We start from the raw sequence: 18,196 nt of genomic DNA, 5'->3' as shown, positions 1-18,196 counted from the left end.
GGCGAGGGAGCGGCTCCCTCGCCGCGGCGTCAGCGGCTGCGCCGCGACATCACCCGTTTGTCTTTTGGCCGATCCTGCCAGTCCTCAACCTGATTGTTGAAGTTGTCCGCCAGCAGGTAGGCCGGGGTTTTCGCCAGCCAGTCGGACAACGAAATATCCTGATAAATGCCGTTGTCCATCACGATCAAGACCTTCAAATCCTCATCGCCGATGTTCTCGATGTAATGGCCGAAGCCCTGCGGCACGTAACCGACGTCTGAAGGGGCGTACTCTTCCGTCTGCGCGTGACCGTGCGAGCTGAACACCGTCATTCGGCCTTTGCCGGAAATATAGTATTGCCATTCGTTGGCATTGGGGTGCCAGTGCAATTCCCGGATCGCGCCGGGTTTCACGATCTCGATGATGCCGGTCATGGTGGTGGAGATGGGGAATTCTTTTGACGACACCAAATGGACGCTGCCCGCGTCATTTTCAAAGAACGGCTTTTGCTTCATTAATTCATAACGGTGGGTCAGCGGGGCGTTATTTAATCCGCCGTCGTTTTTCGGCAATGGCAAGGTGGGCGGGATGGCGCCGCCGACAATATAAGCTTCACCCTGTTTGGCCTTGGAAAATACCGCCGCCGGCATGTTGACGCTTTTTTCCAATACCTCTTTCGGCATATGCGCCACCCAATCGGTGATGCTGAAGGTGCCGAATTCGGAGAAATGGCCGTTATCGAACGCCAAAATAAAATGCGCGCCGTCCGCCAACGCCTGAATGGAATGGCCGTAGCCTTTCGGGAAATACCAGACGTCGCCGGGCCCGAAATCCGCCACTTCGCATTTGCCTTCGGGATCGAGAATGGTGATGCGCGCATGGCCCTCCAGCATAAACGCCCATTCGGCGGCGATGGCATGCCAGTGCAGTTCGCGCACGCCGCCCGGTTCCAGCGTCATGTCGACGCCGGCCACGCCCTCGGAGATCGGGAATTGCTCGACGGTGGCTTCGCGCGCCCAGCCGCTGGGTAGGCTGCGCTTTTTGCTGTCGGTGAATTTGTATTTATAGAGATGCTGCGCATCGGCAGGCGGCTGATAGCTGCTGGGGGGCACGATATTGCGATGGTCGTCGGCAGCGGCATTTTTGGCGATGCCGCCAATCATGCCGGCGGCGGCCGCGCTGACGGCGGAGACTTTCAATATATCACGACGCGATAGCATAGCATTTTCTCCAATATAAAGCCGTGCGCCTGCAGAAGCAGGCGACAGGGAAGGCGCGTTCGCCATTGAAATGATTTTTTGTCATCGGCGGAAATAGGCTGTGACCCTTAAATCCTAGCGGCTGGAAGGTATTGCGTAGGCGCTTATTTGTTTGCGTTTGTTACTAAGTGAGTGCAGGTTTAATTAATTAAACGGAAGTTGAATAGTCATTGGATGGAATTAATTTTAGTCGCCGGATAATTTAAATAAATAATAAACGAACGTCATTTTTTATTGGCCGTTTGGGCTATTTTTATGACTGCCCCACGGTCTCCAGCACCAGTTGCCGAAAGCGCTCGACGATCGGCGAGGCCGGACTGCGGCGCAGCGCCAGGTAAAGCGGGGCGCTGAGCTGCGCCTCTGCGGCGAGAGTGCGGTAGACGATGCCGTCGCCGCCCAGCCGCCGCATCGAACCGGGCACGATGGATACCCCCAATCCGGCACCGACCAGGCTGAGGGTGGCCGGCAGGCGCGGCGCTTCCTGCACGATGCGCGGGCTGAAGCCGGCACGGTGGCAGGCGGCCAGAATGGCGTCGTACAGCCCCTGGCCGGCCGGGCGGCGATAGAGAATAAACGCCTCGTGGGCCAGTTCGGCCAACGGCAGCGGCTGCTGCGTCTCATGCGCCAGCCGATGGCCCAGCGGCAGAGCGACGATCATTGGTTCGCTGAGCACCGGCTCGACGCTCAGGCCGGGAATGCCGTTGGCCGGCGAGCGCACGAAGGCGGCGTCGAGGCGCTGTTCCAGCAACGCCTCCATCAGTTCGCCGCTGCCGGCCTCTTCCAACTGAGTCGTGATGCCCGGCAGGATGTCGCGGTAGCGGCGCAGCAGGTTGGGCACGAACGGGTGCAGCGCGGCGGAGCTGGTGAAACCGATGGCGATGTGGCCCTGCTCGCCGCGGGCGGCGCGCTGCACCGCTTCGCGCAGGCGTTCGGCGCGCGCCAGCAGGGCGCGGGCTTCTTCGAACAGCACACCGCCCGCTTCGGTGACGCGCACGCCGCGCGGCAATCGCTGCAACAATTTCACGCCCAATTCGTCTTCCAACCCCTGCAACAGGCGGGTCAGCGGCGGCTGCTGGATAAACAGCCGCTCGGCGGCGCGGGTGATGTTGCCTTCTTCCACCACGGTGACGAACGCCCGCAGGCGACGCAGTTCGATCATAGCCATACCTCAAAGGTATCTTTAGTAGTTCCGGAATGCATTAGACATCATGGCACGGCGGCGCGCATGATACCAGACATCAAAACAAGCGATGTGGAACGGCAATGTCATGTCAGATATCAATACGTTAAAACCGCACCCGGCGGCAGCGCCGGGCAACGCGGCGCTGTTTTTGGGCTTTCTGTGGTTGGGGCTGATCGGCTTCGGCGGTGTGCTGCCGATGGCGCGCAGCATGTTGGTGGAGCGGCGGCGCTGGCTGAGCGGCGAACAGTTCACCGAGCTGCTCGGGCTGTGCCAGTTTCTGCCCGGCGGCAACGTGATCAACCTGTCGGTAGCGGTGGGCATGGAGTTTCGCGGGCTGCGCGGCGCGCTGTGCGCCTTGCTGGGCCTCATCAGTGCGCCGACGGCGATTGTGGTGGGGCTGGGCGTGGTGTACGCCCGCTTCCAAAACGATCCTCATGTGCAGCATGTGTTCGCCGGTCTGGCCGCCGCCGCCGCCGGGTTGCTGCTCTCGACCGGGATTAAGATGCTGCTGCCGCTGCGCGGCAAGTGGGCGGCGCTGGCGATTGTGGCGCTGGCGCTGATCGCCATTGCCTGGCTGCGCCTGCCGCTGTTGCCGACCATGCTGGTGCTGGCGCCGCTGAGCATTCTGCTGATGTGGCGGTGGCCGTCATGAGCGGGGTGTTGATGGCGTTGGCGCTGATCTTTACCGAGCTCTCTCTGCTGGCGTTCGGCGGCGGCATGACCATTCTGCCGGAGATGCAGCGGCAGGTGGTGGAGGTGCATCAGTGGATGAGCGCCCAGGAGTTCAGCGCGCTGTTCGCCATGGCGCAGGCCGCGCCGGGGCCGAACATGATGATCGTGCCGCTGGTCGGTTGGCACGTGGCCGGCTGGGCGGGGCTGCTGGTGTCTTCGATCGCCAAGTTCGGGCCGTCTTCCATCGTCACGCTGCTGGTGATGGGGGCCTGGCGGCGCTTTAAGGATCGTCCGTGGCGCCGCATCGTGCAGGCCGGGCTGGTGCCGCTGACCGTGGGGCTGGTGGCGGCCAGCGGCCTTTTGATCGCCGAGGCTTCCGCGCCCAATTGGCGGCTGGCGGCGATCGTGGCGCTGGCGACGGGGTTGAGCATGAGCAAGCGCCTCCATCCGCTGTGGGTGCTGGCCGGTGGCGCGCTGCTCGGCTTGCTGTTCGCCTGAAGGATTAGCGCGGGATCAGCACAAAGCGTGAAGGGCCGTTGCGGTCGATCAGCTCATAGCGCTTCGGCGCGGTCAGGGCCAGAAACGCCACCATGCTCCCTTCGGCGTCGGTCAGCGTCATGCCGTCCGGCGTTGGCCGCCAGGCGACCGGCAGCGCGTGCAGCGCCAGCGGCTGCAGGCATTCGGCTGAGGCGCTGAAACGGAAGGCGTTGGTATTGGCTACCGCCTCGTCGCTCAGCTGCACCTCGCAGACGGTTTTACCGTCGCCGATGGCGGCGAGTTGCCAGTCGCCCTTCAGCGCGGCGGGTTCCAGCAACGGCAGTGAACTGCCCAGGGCACTGCTGCACAATACGCTCATAATGACTCCTGTCAGGCTGGCGCGGCGCAAGGCGCGCATAAGGAAATGGGTTGGCATCGGGTCACTCCTTTCGGCTGTCCGTTCACACCTTAGCACGTTCCCGGCAGGATGATGAGGCAAGGATTAGGTTTTTTAATCCTCGATAATTCTGATCTAACCGGCGATAACATGCCCAAAAAGACGAGTCATTAGCCCGCCGATACGCTTATCTTTCTCATTAATACTGCGCTAATACAAATCGTTATGATTGTTTCCGCCTTAACGCCCGGCGCGGTGATGCGCGGCGGCGTGGGCTCGCGCCGTCGGGGTTAATTACTATACTGGTCAATCCTAAGCCTTGGCTTAGATTAGAACGACTGATGAATAGTCTTACAAAGCGAGTGGATTCCTACTGTGTAAAAGGAGAATGCAATGAGCAGTCGCCACAACGACATTTTGCAAGATGACGATGAGTTCACCAGCCTGGCCGCCACATCCCCCAACGATCACAACTATCAGTTTTACTATCATCAGCCCGGCAGCCCCTATGACGGATTGGGCTACGGCGCGCTGCTCACGCTGGACAACGCTAACCTGTACAGCAACCAGCGCGGCGGGGCAGCCATCAACAACCTGGGTAAAATCCGCGATAACTTCAGCTTCGATCGCGCCGCCGATCAGCTGACGCGGCCGGGCCTGACGCACAACGGCGATCAGGCGTATCACCAGCCGGTGGCGCTGACCTATTCCTTCCTGACGCAGAGCGCGCTGAACCGCATCGGCCAGACCGGCGACGGCGACAAGGGGCTGCAGCCGCTGACCCTGGCGGCGCAGGCTCAGGCGCTGAAATCGATGCAGGCCTGGGCCGATGTGGCGAACGTAACCTTTACTGCGGCGGCGTCCACCGACATCAACCACCGCGCGGATATTACCTTCGCTTACTTCACCCAGCGCGCCGACGGCAGCACCGCCGCCGGCAGCGGCCCGAATGCCATCAACGCGTACGCCTATTATCCGCCTAGCTCCAAAGCGGGCAGCGATAACGCCTTCGCCGGCACGGTGTGGTTCAACAAAAATTTCGCCACCCATAAGGCGCCGGTTAGCGGCGACTTCAGCAGCCAGACCTTCACCCACGAGCTGGGGCATGCCCTGGGGCTGGCGCACCCGGGATCTTATGACGCGTCGCTGGGCAACCCGAGCTACCAGAACGATGCCGCCTATTATCAGGATTCGCTGCAATACTCGATCATGAGCTATTTCAACGCCGGTTACACCGGCGCCGACACCAAAGGGGTGTATGGCTATGGCCCGATGGTGGATGACATCGCCGCGATCCAAAAATTGTACGGCGCCAACATGAGCACCCGCACCGGCGACACGGTGTACGGCTTCAACTCCAACACCGGGCGCGATTTCCTGACCGCCACGGCGGACAACGGCAAACCGGTCAACTTCGCGGTGTGGGACGCCGGCGGCAACGACACGCTGGACTTCTCCGGCTACAGCCAGCAGCAGATGATCAACCTGAACGACGGCGCGTTCTCCAGCGTCGGCGGCGGCACGCAGAACGTCGCCATCGCGCGCGGGGCGATCATCGAGAACGCCATCGGCGGCAGCGGGCGCGATCTGATCATCGGCAACGATCAGGACAACCTGCTGGCGGGCAACGCCGGCTCCGATATCCTGTACGGCGGCCTGGGGGCGGATCATCTGTGGGGCGGCAAAGACGCCAATAACTTCACCGACTATTTCGTCTATCTCAACGCCAAAGAGTCCACGGTGGCGGCGTTCGACGTGATTGAAGACTTCGAGCACGGCATCGACAAGATCGATCTCTCCGGCCTGCGCTTCAACAACAGCCTGAGCGAGCTGCGCTTTATCGACAGCGGCAGCGCCTTCAGCGGCCAGAAAGGCGAGATCCAGCTCAACTTCGACGCCTTCAACGGCACCACCGATCTGTTGATGAACACCCAGAGCAACAGCTACGCCGCCGACTTCAAGATCCACGTGGTCGGGCAGGTGGAGCAGAGCGATATTCTGTTTGCCTGAGGGCGAGGAAGGAAAAGAGAAAAGGGCCGAACGGCCCTTTTTTTACGACTGGGCCGCCGCCGCGCTTTCCACCGTGAAGTCGCCGGTGGCCACCTCGCCGGCGCGGCGGTAGTGGGCCACGATCACGCCGCCGGGTGAGACCACCGATTGGGTCAGCGTGAAGGCCGCCGGCGCGGCGTTGTCATCGAACAGCCGCTTGCCTGCGCCGAGCAGCACCGGGTAGGTAAGCAGGCGCAGTTCGTCCACCAGATCGTTGGCCAGCAGCTGTTGCATCAGCGTGCTGCTGCCCTGCACCAGCAGCACCGGCCCCTGAGCGCGCTTCAGCTCGCGCAGCCGGGCGATGATGTCCCGCCCCAGCCACTGGCTGTTCTGCCACGCCAGCGTCTCGCCGTGGTGGGTGGCGACGTACTTGGTGGCCTGATTGAACACGCGGGCGATATCGGCCGAAAACGGGTCGGCCTCGTCGGTGATCTGCGGCCAGTAGCCGGCGAAGATATCGTAGGTGCGCCGCCCGAGCAGCAGATCGAAAGGCGCTGAGAAAAGATCGCTCATCGTTTCCGCGACGGCGTCATCCCAGTAGGGGGCGGTCCAGCCGCCGAAGCGAAAGCCGCCGCTGCGGTCTTCGTCCTGCCCGCCGGGCGCCTGCATCACGCCGTCGAGGCTGACGAACGCGCTGGCAATAATCTGTCGCATGGCTGTCTCCTGCAATTGAGTGCCAGCTGAAAGTTTAGCCGCCGCGCGCCGGCTGCGCCAACCGGCCGCTCAGGGTTGCAGCGCCTTGAGCAACGCCTGATGGAAACGCTCCGGCTCCTCCATTTGCGGCGCGTGGCCGAGCCCAGCGAACTCGATCAGCGTGGCGTGCGGGATCAGTTTCGCCGCCTGTTTGCCTAACACGTCATAATGCCCGATCGCGGCCTTGACCGCCGGCGGGGCGATATCGCTGCCGATGGCGGTGGTGTCGGCGGTGCCGATCATCAGCGTGGTGGGCGTTTGCAGATCCTTGAACTCGTAATACACCGGCTGGGTGAAGATCATGTCGTAGATCAGCGCCGAGTTCCACGCCACCAGGCGATGGCCCGGCCCGTTGTTCAGCCCGGCCAGCATGTCCACCCAGCGATCGTACTCCGGCTTCCAGTGGCCGCCGTAGTAAGTGTGCTGCTCATAATTGCGGATGCTCTCAGCGGAGGTGTTCAGCTCGCGCGCGAACCATTGATCGACGCTGCGCCACGGTACGCCTTTCGCCTTCCAGTCCTCAAGGCCGATCGGGTTGACCATCACCAGCCGTTCCACCGCCTGCGGATACATCAGGCTGTAGCGCGTGGCCAGCATGCCGCCGGTGGAGTGGCCGATGACGATGGCCTTGCTGATGTTCAGGTTCTGCAGCAGGCCGTGGGTATTTTGCGCCAGCTGTTGGAAGCTGTACTGGTAATGCGCCGGCTTGGTGGAGGAACAAAAGCCGATCTGATCCGGCGCGATCACGCGATAACCGGCCTTGCTCAGCGCCTTGATGGTGTCCTGCCAGGTGGCGGCGCAGAAGTTTTTACCGTGCAGCAACAGCGCGGTGCGGCCGTTGGCGGTGCCTTCCGGCGGCACGTCCATATAGCCCATTTTTAACGGCTGCCCCTGCGAGGTGAAGCTGAACTGCTGCAACGGGTAGGTGTAGTGAAAGCCCTGCAGCTCCGGGCCGAACGTCGGCGTTTCGGCGGCACCGGCGGCGAACGCGGCCAGCGCGGCGCACAGCAGCGCGCTACGGGTGAATCTCAGCATCCTGATCTCCTGAAAAACGGACGAAAGCCGAGTATAGCCATAATCGGCGCGGCGGCGCGCCGGTGGATTCAGATAATTCTGTAATATGACGGTTTGATTCCCGGCCAGATTCCGGCACCGCTCTTTTGCACAGTGAACGCGGTCACGCCGCGCAACATTCGCCGTATCTGATGGTTTTATTTCAAGGCTAAGTTATGCGATGCTTAAGCATTATTTATGCAAAAGGATCCTCGCATGTCCGCTTTATCCCGCTGCGCTTTTAGCGAAGGCAGCGTCGCTTTGCCGGAAGGCTATGCCGATCGCACGGTCAACGTCCTGTTGGCCGGCGATGATGTTTCCCCCTCAGTCAATATTTCCCGCGATGCGCTGCAGCCGGCGGAGAATCTGGAAAGCTACGTCACCCGCCAGCTCGATGCGCTGGCGCAGGGGCTGAAAGGCTGGGCGTTCAAAAGCCGCGAACCGGCGACGTTGGGCGATGGGCTGGCCGCCGGTGAGTGGGTGCGCGCCAGCTACCTGCGCGACGGCAAACGCATCTGGCAGAACCAGGCGGTGTTCGCGCTGGCGGAGGGCCGGGTGCTGGTGTTCACCCTGGCGATGGCGCGCAAGCTGACGCCGCAAGACGACGCGCTGCTGCAGCAGGTGCTGAACAGCTACCGGGCGGCCTAACGATGAACTCTTTGCGTAAAAGGAACTTACGATGACCGAAGCGGCTCGCGTCGGCGATACCATCGGGCATTCCCATGCCCTGGCCGGCATGATTGCCGGCACCCTTGTCGGCGGCCTGATCGCCGCCGCAGGCGCATTGGCGGCGGGTGCGCTGTTCGTCGCCGGCCTGGCGGCTTCCTGTATCGGCGTCGGCGTGCTGCTTATCGGCGCCAGCCTGGCGGTGGGGTATCTCACCGGGGAGGCGGCCACCGCGGCGCGCGACGGCATTGCCGACGCCGGTGCCGGTAGCCTGACCCCCAAAGGCAATATCGTCACCGGCTCCCCCAACGTCTTCATCAACGGCAAACCCGCTGCGCTCGCCACCAACAGCCAGGTGGCCTGCAGCGACGACGGCCCGAGCATGCAGATGGCGCAGGGCTCCGACAAGGTCAGCATCAACGGCCAGCCCGCCTCGCGCGTGGGGGACAAAACCAACTGCGACGCGCAGGTGATGGAAGGCTCGCCCAACGTGTTTATCGGCGGCGGCACCGTCACCACCTTGCCGATCAAGCCCGAAGTGCCGGATTGGCTGTACAAGGTCTCTGACCTGACGCTGCTGTTCGCCGGCCTGGTGGGCGGCGTGGGCGGCGCCGCCGGCAAGCTGGGGGCATTGGGCAAACTGCTGGGCAAGCTGCCCGGCATCAACAAACTGGCGCGCATCGCCTGCCGCGCCGGCACGCTGATGACCGCCACCGCCGCGGTCGGCATTATCGCCCGGCCGGTGGATATCGTCAGCGGCCAGAAATTCCTCGACGGCGAAGACGATCTCGATTTCGTGCTGCCTTCGCGGCTGCCGGTCGCCTGGCAGCGCTATTGGCGCAGCGGCAACCCCGGCGACGGCGTACTGGGCCGCGGCTGGAACCTGTTCTGGGAGAGCAGCCTGCAGCCGTATCAGGACGGCCTGGTGTGGCGTGCGCCTTCCGGCGACTTCGTCGCTTTCCCTATGGTGCCGCGCGGCCACAAAACCTACTGCGAAGCCGAAAAATGCTGGCTGATGCACAACGACGACGGCAGCTGGCAGCTGTTTGACGTCGGCGAACAGATTTTCCACTACCCGCCGTTGGCGGGCGACCAGCCGAGCCGGCTGAGCATGATCACCGACGCCATCGGCAACGCCACCTCGCTGTTCTACGACGATGAGGGACTGCTGAGCGAACTGGTGGACAGCGCCGGGCAGCGCCTGATGTGCCGCTATGCGCAGGGCCGCCTGCGTGAAGTGGCGCTGCAAACCGCCGACGGTGAACGAACGCTGGCGCGCTACGGTTACGATGAGCAGGGCCAACTGACGACGGTGAGCAACCGCGCCGGTGAGGTGACGCGGCGCTTTGGCTGGCGCGACGGCCTGATGATCAGCCACCAGGACGCCGCCGGGCTGCTGAACGAATACCAATGGCAAGAGATCGACGGCGTGCCGCGCGTGACGGCCTACCGCAACAGCGCCGGGGAATCCCTTGAGTTCGGCTATGACTTCGCCGGCGGGCGCCGCAGCGCGGTGCGCGGCGACGGCAAACGGGCGGAGTGGCGGCTGGATGACGACGACAACGTGGCGCAGTACACCGATTTCGACCAGCGCCGCTACGGTTTCATCTACCAACGCGGCGAGCTGTGCAGCGTGCTGCTGCCCGGCGGCGCGCAGCGCCAGAGCGAATGGGATCCCTACGGCCGCCTGCTGTCGGAGACCGATCCGCTCGGCCGCGTGACGCGCTATCAATATTCGCGCAACAGCGGCCGGCTGTTCGCCGTCGCCTACCCGGACGGCAGCAGTGAGGCGCAGCATTGGGACACGCTGGGGCGCCCGACGCGCTATGTCGATGCGCTGGGCAACGCCACGCTGTACCGCTATCCGGATGACGAAGAGAGCCTGCCGGCCAGCGTGATCGACGCGCTGGGCGGGGAAGTGAAGCTGGAGTGGGACGCTCGCGGCCAGCTGACGCGCTACACCGACTGTTCCGGCAGCGTCACGGCTTATACCTACGATGCGCTGGGGCAGCTGACGACGCAGACCGATGCCGAAGGCCATCAGACGCATTACCGATGGGATAACGGCGGGCGCCTGCACACCCTGATCCACCCGGACGGCGGCGAAGAGCGCTTTAACTGGAATGCGCACGGCCAGCTGGCCGAGCATCAGGACGCGTTGGGCAGCCTGACCCGCTGGCAGTACAACGCCCTGGGGCTGCCGGTCAGCATCACCGATCGCATCAACCGCACCCGGCGCTATCACTACAGCCCGCAGGGCTGGCTGACGCGGCTGGAGAACGGCAACGGCGGCGAATACCGCTTCAGCTACGATGCGGTGGGCCGCGTGCTGACCGAAGAGCGCCCGGACGACACCCGCCACGATTATCGCTACGGCGCGGCCGGGCTGCTGGAGGCGCACCGCGAGGTCGGCCTGCCGGGCAGCGCAGGTGAGCTGACGCAGCGCGAACAGCGCTTCCGCTTCGACGAGGCGGGGCAGCTGGTCTGGCGCGGCAACGCCAGCGCGGAATGGCATTACCGTTTCGACGCCATGGGGCGGCTGCGCGAGCTGAACCGCCTGCCGACGGCGAGCGGCGCGGCGCTGGGCATCGAGCCGGACAGCGTGCAGATGCGCTATGACGCCGCCGGGCGGCTGCTCGGCGAGCAGGGCGTGAACGGCGAGCTGCAATACCAGTGGGATGCGCTGGCCAACCTGCAGGCGCTGACGCTGCCGCAGGGCGATCGCCTGCAGTGGCTGTATTACGGCTCCGGCCACGCCAGCGCCATCAAATTCAACCAGCAGGTGGTGAGCGAGTTCACCCGCGATCGCCTGCACCGGGAAACCGGCCGCAGCCAGGGCGCGTTGCAGCAGCAGCGGCGTTACGACGCCATGGGCCGCCGCAGCTGGCAGAGCAGCGCCTTCGGCCACGATAAACTGACCCGGCCGGAAGACGGCGTGCTGTGGCGCGCCTATCGCTACACCGGCCGCGGCGAGCTGGCCGGGGTGAGCGACGCGCTGCGCGGCGAAGTGCACTATGGTTACGACGCCGAAGGCCGCCTGCTGCAACACCGCGAACCCAATCAGGGCAAACCGGGCGCACGGCTGGTGTACGATCTGGCGGATAACCTGCTGGGCGAACGCAGCCCGCAGAGCGACATCGACGCGCACCTGCCGCTGGCGCCGATCGCCGACAACCGCCTGACGCACTGGCAAAAACTGTTTTACCGTTACGACGCCTGGGGCAACCTGATCAGCCGGCGCAACGGCCTGTACGAACAGCACTACCGCTACGACGCCGACAATCGGCTGGTGCAGGCGCACGGCCGCGGCCCGCAGGGCGAGTTCGAGGCGCAGTATCATTACGACGCGCTGGGCCGCCGCAGCCGCAAAACGGTGCGCTACAAAGGCAAAACCGAACAGACGACCCGTTTCCTGTGGCAGGGCTACCGGTTGCTGCAGGAGCAGCGCGACGGCAGCAGCCGCCGCAGCTGGAGCTACGATCCGGCCAGCCCGTGGAGCCCGCTGGCGGCGCTGGAGCAGGCGGGCGACAGCCGCTCGGCGGATATTTACTGGTATCACACCGATCTGAACAGCGCGCCGCTGGAAGTGACCGACGCAGCGGGCAACCTGTGCTGGTCCGGGCAATACGACACCTTCGGCAAGCTGCAGGGCCAGACGGTGGCCGGCGCGGCGAAGCGGCAGGGCGCGCAATATCAGCAGCCGCTGCGCTACGCCGGGCAATATCAGGACGACGAAAGCGGCCTGCACTACAACCTGTTCCGCTACTACGAACCCGAGGTGGGGCGTTTTACCACGCAGGATCCGATAGGGCTGCGCGGTGGGTTGAACCTGTATCAGTATGCGCCGAACCCGCTGATGTGGGTGGATCCGTTTGGGTTATCTGTAGAAGGAGTTCCACATGGCTTTAATAGTTTCGGCCAATTTAAACAGTTCGGTGAAGCATTACAGGCAGGAATGAGTAAATTAGGATATCCCGGCACAGTTTCATATATGCAAGGAAGCTCCGTATCGGGGGTAAGTTTCTCTACAGGTCAACCATTTGATGTTGGCCGTGTTAGTGATTTTGACGTTGCTATTTCACATCCTGAGCTATATCAAAAAGCAGAGCAGCTGGGAATAGGAAAAGGAGGGCGCACTGGACCAATTGATATGGGTAGTGAAATGGCTAAGAAATTAGGTATTGATGATACATTGCAAAAATTATCCAAAATGTCAGGAGGTAGACCTGTGAACGCAATGGTCTTTGAGTCTGCTGCTGAAGTTAAGGCTAAAGGAAAGGGAACTAGAATACCTGGTAAATGTGGTGGATAAATTATGAAAAAATTATATTTTTTAAAATATGGTAGTATTATATCAAAAAAAGAAGCGAGCAAATTACTGGACGATAAATGGGATATAACTTGTTCGGAGTATGATAGCTCCTATTTTGGTGTTTACTTTGCATATACTGGCCTTTATGCGGACAAGTTAACCATTACTGATAATTATATTCCTCACTCTAATGAGTGGTTAGAGGAAGATAACAAAGAGTTTAGCACGATAATTAAGGTGTCTTTCACTAATGGGAAGAATCCAGAAAAACTCAGCAGGTACAAATTCTTGAAGAATGCGTTTAATCAACTTGATGGATTATCGATCATAAGTGATGAGTGCATCGAAGAAGAGTGACCGACAAGCTGCGAAAGGATCCTTTCTTTGGGGCTCTTTAGTGTGCAGTATTAAATATGAGATATAAGATCAAAGCTTGAAAAGGAGATATTAGGTTCTTTAAAAATAAAAAAGGAAGAGTAAAAACATTAGATTGTTAGTTGCATCAAAGGCCGCCTGCTGCAACACCGCGAACCCAATCAGGGCAAACCGGGCGCGCGGCTGGTGTACGATCTGGCGGATAACCTGCTGGGTGAGCGCAGCCCGCAGAGCGACATCGACGCGCACCTGCCGCTGGCGCCGATCGCCGACAACCGCCTGACGCACTGGCAAAAACTGTTTTACCGTTACGACGCCTGGGGCAACCTGATCAGCCGGCGCAACGGCCTGTACGAACAGCACTACCGCTACGACGCCAATCGGCTGGTGCAGGCGCACGGCCGCGGCCCGCAGGGCGAGTTCGAGGCGCAGTACCATTACGACGCGCTGGGCCGCCGCAGCCGCAAAACGGTGCGCTACAGGGGCAAAACCGAACAGACGACCCGTTTCCTGTGGCAGGGCTACCGGTTGCTGCAGGAGCAGCGCGACGACGGCAGCCGCCGCAGCTGGAGCTACGATCCGGCCAGCCCGTGGAGCCCGCTGGCGGCGCTGGAGCAGGCGGGCGACAGCCGCTCGGCGGATATTTACTGGTATCACACCGATCTGAACAGCGCGCCGCTGGAGGTGACTGACGCGGCGGGCAACCTGTGCTGGTCCGGGCAATACGACACCTTCGGCAAGCTGCAGGGCCAGACGGTGGCCGGTGCGGCGAAGCGGCAGGGCGCGCAATATCAGCAGCCGCTGCGCTACGCCGGGCAATATCAGGACGACGAAAGCGGCCTGCACTACAACCTGTTCCGCTACTACGAACCCGAGGTGGGGCGTTTCACCACGCAGGATCCGATAGGGCTGCGCGGCGGGCTGAACCTTTATCAGTATGCGTCGAACCCGCTGATGTGGGTGGATCCGTTGGGGTTGAAAGTACTATATCGAGGCATGAGTCTCGATGAGTACAATAGTTTGATGAATGAGGGATGGAAAGCAGGCCAAGGAACGATGGAGGGGAAATGGTTCGCTGAGTCTTATAAAGATGCAGTTACGTGGGGTAACAAAATGGGGCATGGGGGCGATGTTTTTAGAGTCGTACAAATTGATGTGCCCGACAACGTGGCAAGTAAAATGCATATTGACCCTCACCTAGATGGAATAGGACCTGCGAGATATGCTGAAGTTGTTGATTTGAATAATCACGCTAAGGTTACTTGGAGCAAAGAAATTAAAGCTAAGCGTGGGTGTTGAGTATCTAATGGAGAGTGTGTTATGAATCTCGTAAAGGTTGATTGGACTCCTGAACATATGGGCGGGAGAAAAACAGTCCCTCCAGCAGGAAAGTATTATGCAGTATCTCGATTTCCTGAGGACAAGGAGTGGCAAAACAATGCCTGGAGCGTTGTTTTTGAGCTAGAGGAATCCAAGTCTGAAAATGGCAAGACGTTTTCGTTGGGAACTGTAGATTTTCTTATGGAATCTGCACCTAAAGAGCGTATGGTTCAGCATGATAAATTCGAAATTTACGAAGGTCCCAAAAAAGTAGCGGATGTTTTTCTTCTTCGAACCTGATTATTGATAGTGTTGGTACTGGATAGTGCTAACTACTACAGGATCAGGTGGTAGTCGGCGCAAAGAAGCTGCAGGGCGCGAAATATCAGCAACCGCTCGCTACGTCGGGCAATATCAAGTGGCCTGCATACAACCTAACCTGTTCCTAGGCTAGGTGTTTTACCACGCTGGAGCCGATAGGGCTGCGCGGTGGGTTGAACCTTTATCCGTATGTGCTGAATACGTCGATGTGAGTTGTTCCGTTTAAGATATGTCCATAAAAATGAAGAATGTAATTACTGAACTGTGGGAAGCTGGTGAATTACCGATTAAAAATGCTCTGTATTTTTCAGATGGTAGAGCTGAGTTGATCGATATCATATCCTACCCCACGCCTAAAGTATCTAAATCGGGATGTTTCGATTTTTTTGAGTTCTATGAAAAAAATAAAGATGAGATTACTACTATTGATGTAATTAAAAAAATTAACTTGAGTTGTGGTGGATACTTATGTTTAGGTGAGGGGAGCTATGGTTCAGAAGGTTTTATCGCTTATTTGGATCGCGAAGAAAAACTAGTTTGGGTTGTTTACTCGGAAAACTCCAACCCCTTCGTTTCTGCAACCATATTACATGATTCAACGGTTGCTATAGATTCAAGTGCTGGATTCCGACTGAAGGTCAATGTGCTAAAATCTGAGGAAATGGTGATAGTTTGATTGCTGAGTGTGCAGGAATTGAATGAGGAAATAAAGAACATGGAGGATTGTCATGAGGTTTTTTATCTGTGATGACGGTTATCCGTCTATAGAATCTAATAGTGACTATAGGATACTAACTGACTTTATAAAGGATGATATCCAAAGAGGTTTTTATGGTGTCAATGAGTTTATTGAGGCTTGTAAACTTGTAAGATCTGGAAATCTGCCATTTTGGGAGGGAACGGGAAACTCTCATACTATAACTATTAAACCTAATGGCGTGGGGATTTTTAATGAGTACACCGAGGAGTCTATGATTGTTTCGAGTATAGATGAGTTTGAGGGGTGCCTTGAACAATGGAAGAGTCTGTTTTTTAATATGGGTGATTTTACAAATGAAACTAAATAAAGAGAATGAGAGAATAGTTCTATCTGGCCATGAAGCGATAGATATATTATCTGAGATAGAGTTTATTTTGATATCATTGCGGAACATTGCACGGCATTATTATACCGATGCAAGTGGGGAAGTAAGTCAGAAGGTGAGAAATGCATATTGTGAGGAAACTACGCAGTTTATTGATAAAAATAATGTTACTGGCCGCTTATCAAAAGTAAGAGGGGTTATTTCTGAAAGGTTTAGTCATGAGTTAGGGATGGATAATATGGATGATATAGAAAGGGAAATGGAGAAAATCATTTATTGGGAGAAACCCGTTGACGAATGATGTTTAAATCTATTTGAGAAAATACTTTATGAAATTTATTGATGACAATATAATTAATGAGTGGGTTTCCAAGCATTATGCTACGATTAACCTTTCTCTATTAGGGGAAGCCGAATAGGCAGATAAAACCACTCCCTCCAACCTGTTACCCCCCCAAACTAAATACCCAATGTGCCATTAATCAGGGTGCAGCACTGCCCGCCGATCCAGGGCTCGCCGTCAATAAAGCGCACGCTCACGCGGCCATCTCGCTTCAGTTGGGTGCCCTGGCGCACCTGGTAGCCCTGCGCGGTCCGGCCGCCGTCGGGGAAGCGGCTGGCCTGCAGCAAGCGCGCCAGGCAGGCGTTGGCGCTGCCGGTTACCGGATCTTCAATCAAAACACCGCATTCCACCATAAACGCGCGCATTTCGTAATCGGCGGGTTCGGTTGCGGAGCAGGCGCCATAAATCACTACGCCATCCACATCACAGGCGGTTTGCAGCTGTTTAATCGTGGCCTGATCCGGCGTTACCGCCAGGCAGGACTGCGCGTCCGGCAGGCGCACCATCAGCCAGCGAATACCCATCTCGGCAATCACCGGCAGGGGGGTTGCTGCAATCACTGCAGGCCGTAAAGCGGCCGTCAGCCGTTCGGTTTCCTCGGCCGCCATGGGGCGGAACTCTACTTCGGGCGCGGCGAACGCCAATGTACCTTCCGGCAGGATATTGACCGCCACCAGGCCGACGCCGCATTCCTGCATCATCGTTCCAGGGCGTTTAGGCGTCAACCCGGCTTCCAGCAGGGCGTGGGCGGTGCCCAGCGTTGGGTGGCCGGCGAAGGGCAGCTCTTTTTCGGTGGTGAAAATGCGCACCTTATAATCCGCCGCCGGGTGCGTCGGTTTAAGCACAAAGGTGGTTTCCGAAAGGTTGGTCCAACGGGCCAATGCCAGCATCTGCGCGTCGTTCAGCCCTTCGGCTTCCAGCACCACCGCCACGGGATTGCCCTGCAGTGGCGTGGCGGTGAAAACGTCCACCTGTTGGTAGGCGCGGGGTGTCACATCATCACTTCTGAGCATTGGCCATCATCCGTTATCAACAAAACCTGATAATAACGATATTCGCCAATGGCTTCAAAGGGTTGAGTTTTGTTTTGAGATGCCCGCCCGTCGCCACTTCAGCCCCGGCTTGGCGAACATCACCAGGTTGCCCAGCAAAATCAGGCACAGGCCCAGCACGGCGTTGAAGTGCCACTGGTAGCCTTCGTAAATCGTTGAGATGGTCAGCGCCACCAGCGGGAACAGCAGGGTGCTGTAGGCCGCCGCGCCGGCGCCGATGCGGCCGAGCAGGCTGAAGTAGGCGGCGAAGGCGATCACCGATCCGAAGATCGCCAAATACAACAGGGATCCGATATAGCGGCTGCTGTATTCCATCTGGAACGATGCGCCCTGCGCCAGGGCGATCAGCGCCATCAGCATCGCGCCGTAGGTCATGGCATAGGTATTGGTGGAAAAAATATCCAGCCCGCGGCGCTGATGGCGCGCGCTGATCATATTGCCCAGCGAGAAGCCGTAGGTGCCGAGCGCGCTCAGGCCGATGCCTTTAAGCAGCTCCGGCGCCATGCGGGTGGCGGCCAGATCTTGCCAGAACAGCGCCACGATGCCGGTCAACCCCAGCAGCGCCGCCGGCAGCAGGTTGGGGCTGGGGCGCTGGCGGAAGAACAGCAGGCTGTTGAGGGCGTTGAACAGCACCGCCATCGAGAAGATCACCGATTCCAGCCCGCTGCTGATATAAGCCGCCGCATGGTAAAAGCAGAAGAAGTTGAAACCGAACACGCAGCAGCCCTGCAGCACGCAGAACAGATGATCGCGCGGGGCGATGCGGCGCAGGCGGCGCGTTAGCAACAGCACGGCGAACATCACCGCGGCGGAAATGGCGAAGCGGTAAGCGATCGACACGGGAATGGCCACCGGGCCTTCCTGTTGCAGGGTAATCGCTATCCAGGTGGTGCCCCAAATCAGCACCACGGCGAGGTACAACAGCGCATTCATTCTATTCACTCCGAAAAAACCGATGGC

The 18,196-nt window shown here is 59.4% G+C and carries 17 protein-coding genes and 1 pseudogene; 11 read left to right on the top strand and 7 right to left on the bottom strand.

What is annotated here, in order from left to right; all coding sequences use genetic code 11:
* Positions 1 to 29: 29 nt before the first annotated feature.
* Positions 30 to 1,199, bottom strand: a complete 1,170-nt coding sequence (locus JL05_RS16950) for a cupin domain-containing protein (RefSeq protein ID WP_033633110.1) — start codon at positions 1,197 to 1,199, stop codon at positions 30 to 32.
* A gap of 292 nt (positions 1,200 to 1,491) precedes the next feature.
* Positions 1,492 to 2,403 (bottom strand): LysR family transcriptional regulator, encoded by a 912-nt coding sequence (locus tag JL05_RS16945; RefSeq protein ID WP_033633109.1) that lies wholly within the window; start codon positions 2,401 to 2,403, stop codon positions 1,492 to 1,494.
* 103 nt (positions 2,404 to 2,506) lie between these two features.
* Here JL05_RS16945 and JL05_RS16940 point away from each other — a divergent pair, with 103 nt between their 5' ends.
* A complete protein-coding gene (locus JL05_RS16940; RefSeq protein WP_033633658.1) occupies positions 2,507 to 3,073 on the top strand; it encodes a chromate transporter in 567 nt (188 codons plus the stop codon).
* The gene (locus tag JL05_RS16935) at positions 3,070 to 3,591 is read left to right on the top strand and encodes a chromate transporter (RefSeq protein ID WP_033633108.1); all 522 of its coding nucleotides are present in this window, start codon (positions 3,070 to 3,072) and stop codon (positions 3,589 to 3,591) included. Before JL05_RS16940 ends, JL05_RS16935 begins: the two co-directional genes overlap by 4 nt.
* 4 nt (positions 3,592 to 3,595) lie before the next feature.
* On the opposite strand, the gene JL05_RS16930 is transcribed toward JL05_RS16935, so the two are convergent.
* Complete coding sequence (locus tag JL05_RS16930) at positions 3,596 to 3,949, bottom strand: AprI/Inh family metalloprotease inhibitor (protein WP_004940750.1); 354 nt, start codon at positions 3,947 to 3,949, stop codon at positions 3,596 to 3,598.
* A gap of 411 nt (positions 3,950 to 4,360) precedes the next feature.
* Between JL05_RS16930 and JL05_RS16925 the strand changes: the two genes are divergently transcribed.
* Positions 4,361 to 5,977 carry a serralysin family metalloprotease gene (locus JL05_RS16925; protein WP_033633107.1) on the top strand — a complete coding sequence of 539 codons (1,617 nt, stop codon included), beginning with the start codon at positions 4,361 to 4,363 and terminating at the stop codon, positions 5,975 to 5,977.
* 42 nt (positions 5,978 to 6,019) lie between these two features.
* On the opposite strand, the gene JL05_RS16920 is transcribed toward JL05_RS16925, so the two are convergent.
* Both JL05_RS16920 and JL05_RS16915 read right to left on the bottom strand, forming a co-directional pair.
* On the bottom strand, positions 6,020 to 6,670 hold the full coding sequence (locus JL05_RS16920) for a dihydrofolate reductase family protein (RefSeq protein WP_033633106.1): 651 nt from the start codon (positions 6,668 to 6,670) through the stop codon (positions 6,020 to 6,022).
* A gap of 69 nt (positions 6,671 to 6,739) precedes the next feature.
* On the bottom strand, positions 6,740 to 7,744 hold the full coding sequence (locus tag JL05_RS16915) for an alpha/beta fold hydrolase (protein ID WP_033633104.1): 1,005 nt from the start codon (positions 7,742 to 7,744) through the stop codon (positions 6,740 to 6,742).
* A gap of 234 nt (positions 7,745 to 7,978) precedes the next feature.
* Here JL05_RS16915 and JL05_RS16910 point away from each other — a divergent pair, with 234 nt between their 5' ends.
* From JL05_RS16910 to JL05_RS16880, 8 genes and pseudogenes are all read left to right on the top strand, one after another.
* Positions 7,979 to 8,410, top strand: coding sequence for a DcrB-related protein (locus tag JL05_RS16910; protein WP_033633102.1), 432 nt, complete (start codon positions 7,979 to 7,981; stop codon positions 8,408 to 8,410).
* A 31-nt stretch (positions 8,411 to 8,441) separates the two neighbouring features.
* Positions 8,442 to 12,740 (top strand): RHS repeat-associated core domain-containing protein, encoded by a 4,299-nt coding sequence (locus JL05_RS16905; protein ID WP_033633101.1) that lies wholly within the window; start codon positions 8,442 to 8,444, stop codon positions 12,738 to 12,740.
* Between the two features lie 3 nt (positions 12,741 to 12,743).
* A complete protein-coding gene (locus JL05_RS16900) occupies positions 12,744 to 13,097 on the top strand; it encodes a hypothetical protein (RefSeq protein ID WP_033633100.1) in 354 nt (117 codons plus the stop codon).
* A 147-nt stretch (positions 13,098 to 13,244) separates the two neighbouring features.
* Positions 13,245 to 14,099 (top strand): annotated as a pseudogene (locus tag JL05_RS25185) (RHS repeat domain-containing protein); the annotation flags it as partial.
* A 336-nt stretch (positions 14,100 to 14,435) separates the two neighbouring features.
* Entirely contained in the window at positions 14,436 to 14,735 is a 300-nt protein-coding gene (locus tag JL05_RS16890) for a hypothetical protein (RefSeq protein ID WP_033633099.1), read from the top strand.
* Between the two features lie 262 nt (positions 14,736 to 14,997).
* Positions 14,998 to 15,432 (top strand): hypothetical protein, encoded by a 435-nt coding sequence (locus JL05_RS24935; RefSeq protein WP_072010121.1) that lies wholly within the window; start codon positions 14,998 to 15,000, stop codon positions 15,430 to 15,432.
* Positions 15,433 to 15,484: 52 nt separating this feature from the next.
* Positions 15,485 to 15,823 carry a hypothetical protein gene (locus tag JL05_RS16885; RefSeq protein WP_050501254.1) on the top strand — a complete coding sequence of 113 codons (339 nt, stop codon included), beginning with the start codon at positions 15,485 to 15,487 and terminating at the stop codon, positions 15,821 to 15,823.
* Positions 15,810 to 16,142: a hypothetical protein gene (locus JL05_RS16880; protein WP_033633098.1), complete on the top strand. Its 333-nt coding sequence runs from the start codon at positions 15,810 to 15,812 to the stop codon at positions 16,140 to 16,142. The genes JL05_RS16885 and JL05_RS16880 overlap by 14 nt, the downstream gene beginning before the upstream one ends.
* 158 nt (positions 16,143 to 16,300) lie before the next feature.
* On the opposite strand, the gene JL05_RS16875 is transcribed toward JL05_RS16880, so the two are convergent.
* Both JL05_RS16875 and JL05_RS16870 read right to left on the bottom strand, forming a co-directional pair.
* Positions 16,301 to 17,197, bottom strand: a complete 897-nt coding sequence (locus tag JL05_RS16875; protein ID WP_033633097.1) for a PhzF family phenazine biosynthesis protein — start codon at positions 17,195 to 17,197, stop codon at positions 16,301 to 16,303.
* A gap of 54 nt (positions 17,198 to 17,251) precedes the next feature.
* Positions 17,252 to 18,169, bottom strand: coding sequence for a DMT family transporter (locus tag JL05_RS16870; protein WP_033633096.1), 918 nt, complete (start codon positions 18,167 to 18,169; stop codon positions 17,252 to 17,254).
* Between the last annotated feature and the right edge of the window lie 27 nt (positions 18,170 to 18,196).

The sequence above is a fragment of the Serratia nematodiphila DZ0503SBS1 genome (assembly GCF_000738675.1).
GTDB classification, from domain to species: domain Bacteria; phylum Pseudomonadota; class Gammaproteobacteria; order Enterobacterales; family Enterobacteriaceae; genus Serratia; species Serratia nematodiphila.
This window is presented reverse-complemented; position numbering and strand designations above follow the sequence as displayed.

Bases quoted from the DNA above. Each gene is read 5' to 3' on its own strand.
- JL05_RS16935 (WP_033633108.1), top strand. From the start codon at position 3,070: ATGAGCGGGGTGTTGATGGCGTTGGCGCTGATCTTTACCGAGCTCTCT.
- JL05_RS16870 (WP_033633096.1), bottom strand. From the start codon at position 18,169: ATGAATGCGCTGTTGTACCTCGCCGTGGTGCTGATTTGGGGCACCACC.
- JL05_RS16940 (WP_033633658.1), top strand. From the start codon at position 2,507: ATGTCAGATATCAATACGTTAAAACCGCACCCGGCGGCAGCGCCGGGC.
- JL05_RS16910 (WP_033633102.1), top strand. From the start codon at position 7,979: ATGTCCGCTTTATCCCGCTGCGCTTTTAGCGAAGGCAGCGTCGCTTTG.
- JL05_RS16905 (WP_033633101.1), top strand. From the start codon at position 8,442: ATGACCGAAGCGGCTCGCGTCGGCGATACCATCGGGCATTCCCATGCC.
- JL05_RS16945 (WP_033633109.1), bottom strand. From the start codon at position 2,403: ATGGCTATGATCGAACTGCGTCGCCTGCGGGCGTTCGTCACCGTGGTG.
- JL05_RS16880 (WP_033633098.1), top strand. From the start codon at position 15,810: ATGAAACTAAATAAAGAGAATGAGAGAATAGTTCTATCTGGCCATGAA.
- JL05_RS16890 (WP_033633099.1), top strand. From the start codon at position 14,436: ATGAATCTCGTAAAGGTTGATTGGACTCCTGAACATATGGGCGGGAGA.
- JL05_RS24935 (WP_072010121.1), top strand. From the start codon at position 14,998: ATGAAGAATGTAATTACTGAACTGTGGGAAGCTGGTGAATTACCGATT.
- JL05_RS16925 (WP_033633107.1), top strand. From the start codon at position 4,361: ATGAGCAGTCGCCACAACGACATTTTGCAAGATGACGATGAGTTCACC.
- JL05_RS16900 (WP_033633100.1), top strand. From the start codon at position 12,744: ATGAAAAAATTATATTTTTTAAAATATGGTAGTATTATATCAAAAAAA.
- JL05_RS16950 (WP_033633110.1), bottom strand. From the start codon at position 1,199: ATGCTATCGCGTCGTGATATATTGAAAGTCTCCGCCGTCAGCGCGGCC.
- JL05_RS16915 (WP_033633104.1), bottom strand. From the start codon at position 7,744: ATGCTGAGATTCACCCGTAGCGCGCTGCTGTGCGCCGCGCTGGCCGCG.
- JL05_RS16885 (WP_050501254.1), top strand. From the start codon at position 15,485: ATGAGGTTTTTTATCTGTGATGACGGTTATCCGTCTATAGAATCTAAT.
- JL05_RS16875 (WP_033633097.1), bottom strand. From the start codon at position 17,197: ATGCTCAGAAGTGATGATGTGACACCCCGCGCCTACCAACAGGTGGAC.
- JL05_RS16920 (WP_033633106.1), bottom strand. From the start codon at position 6,670: ATGCGACAGATTATTGCCAGCGCGTTCGTCAGCCTCGACGGCGTGATG.
- JL05_RS16930 (WP_004940750.1), bottom strand. From the start codon at position 3,949: ATGAGCGTATTGTGCAGCAGTGCCCTGGGCAGTTCACTGCCGTTGCTG.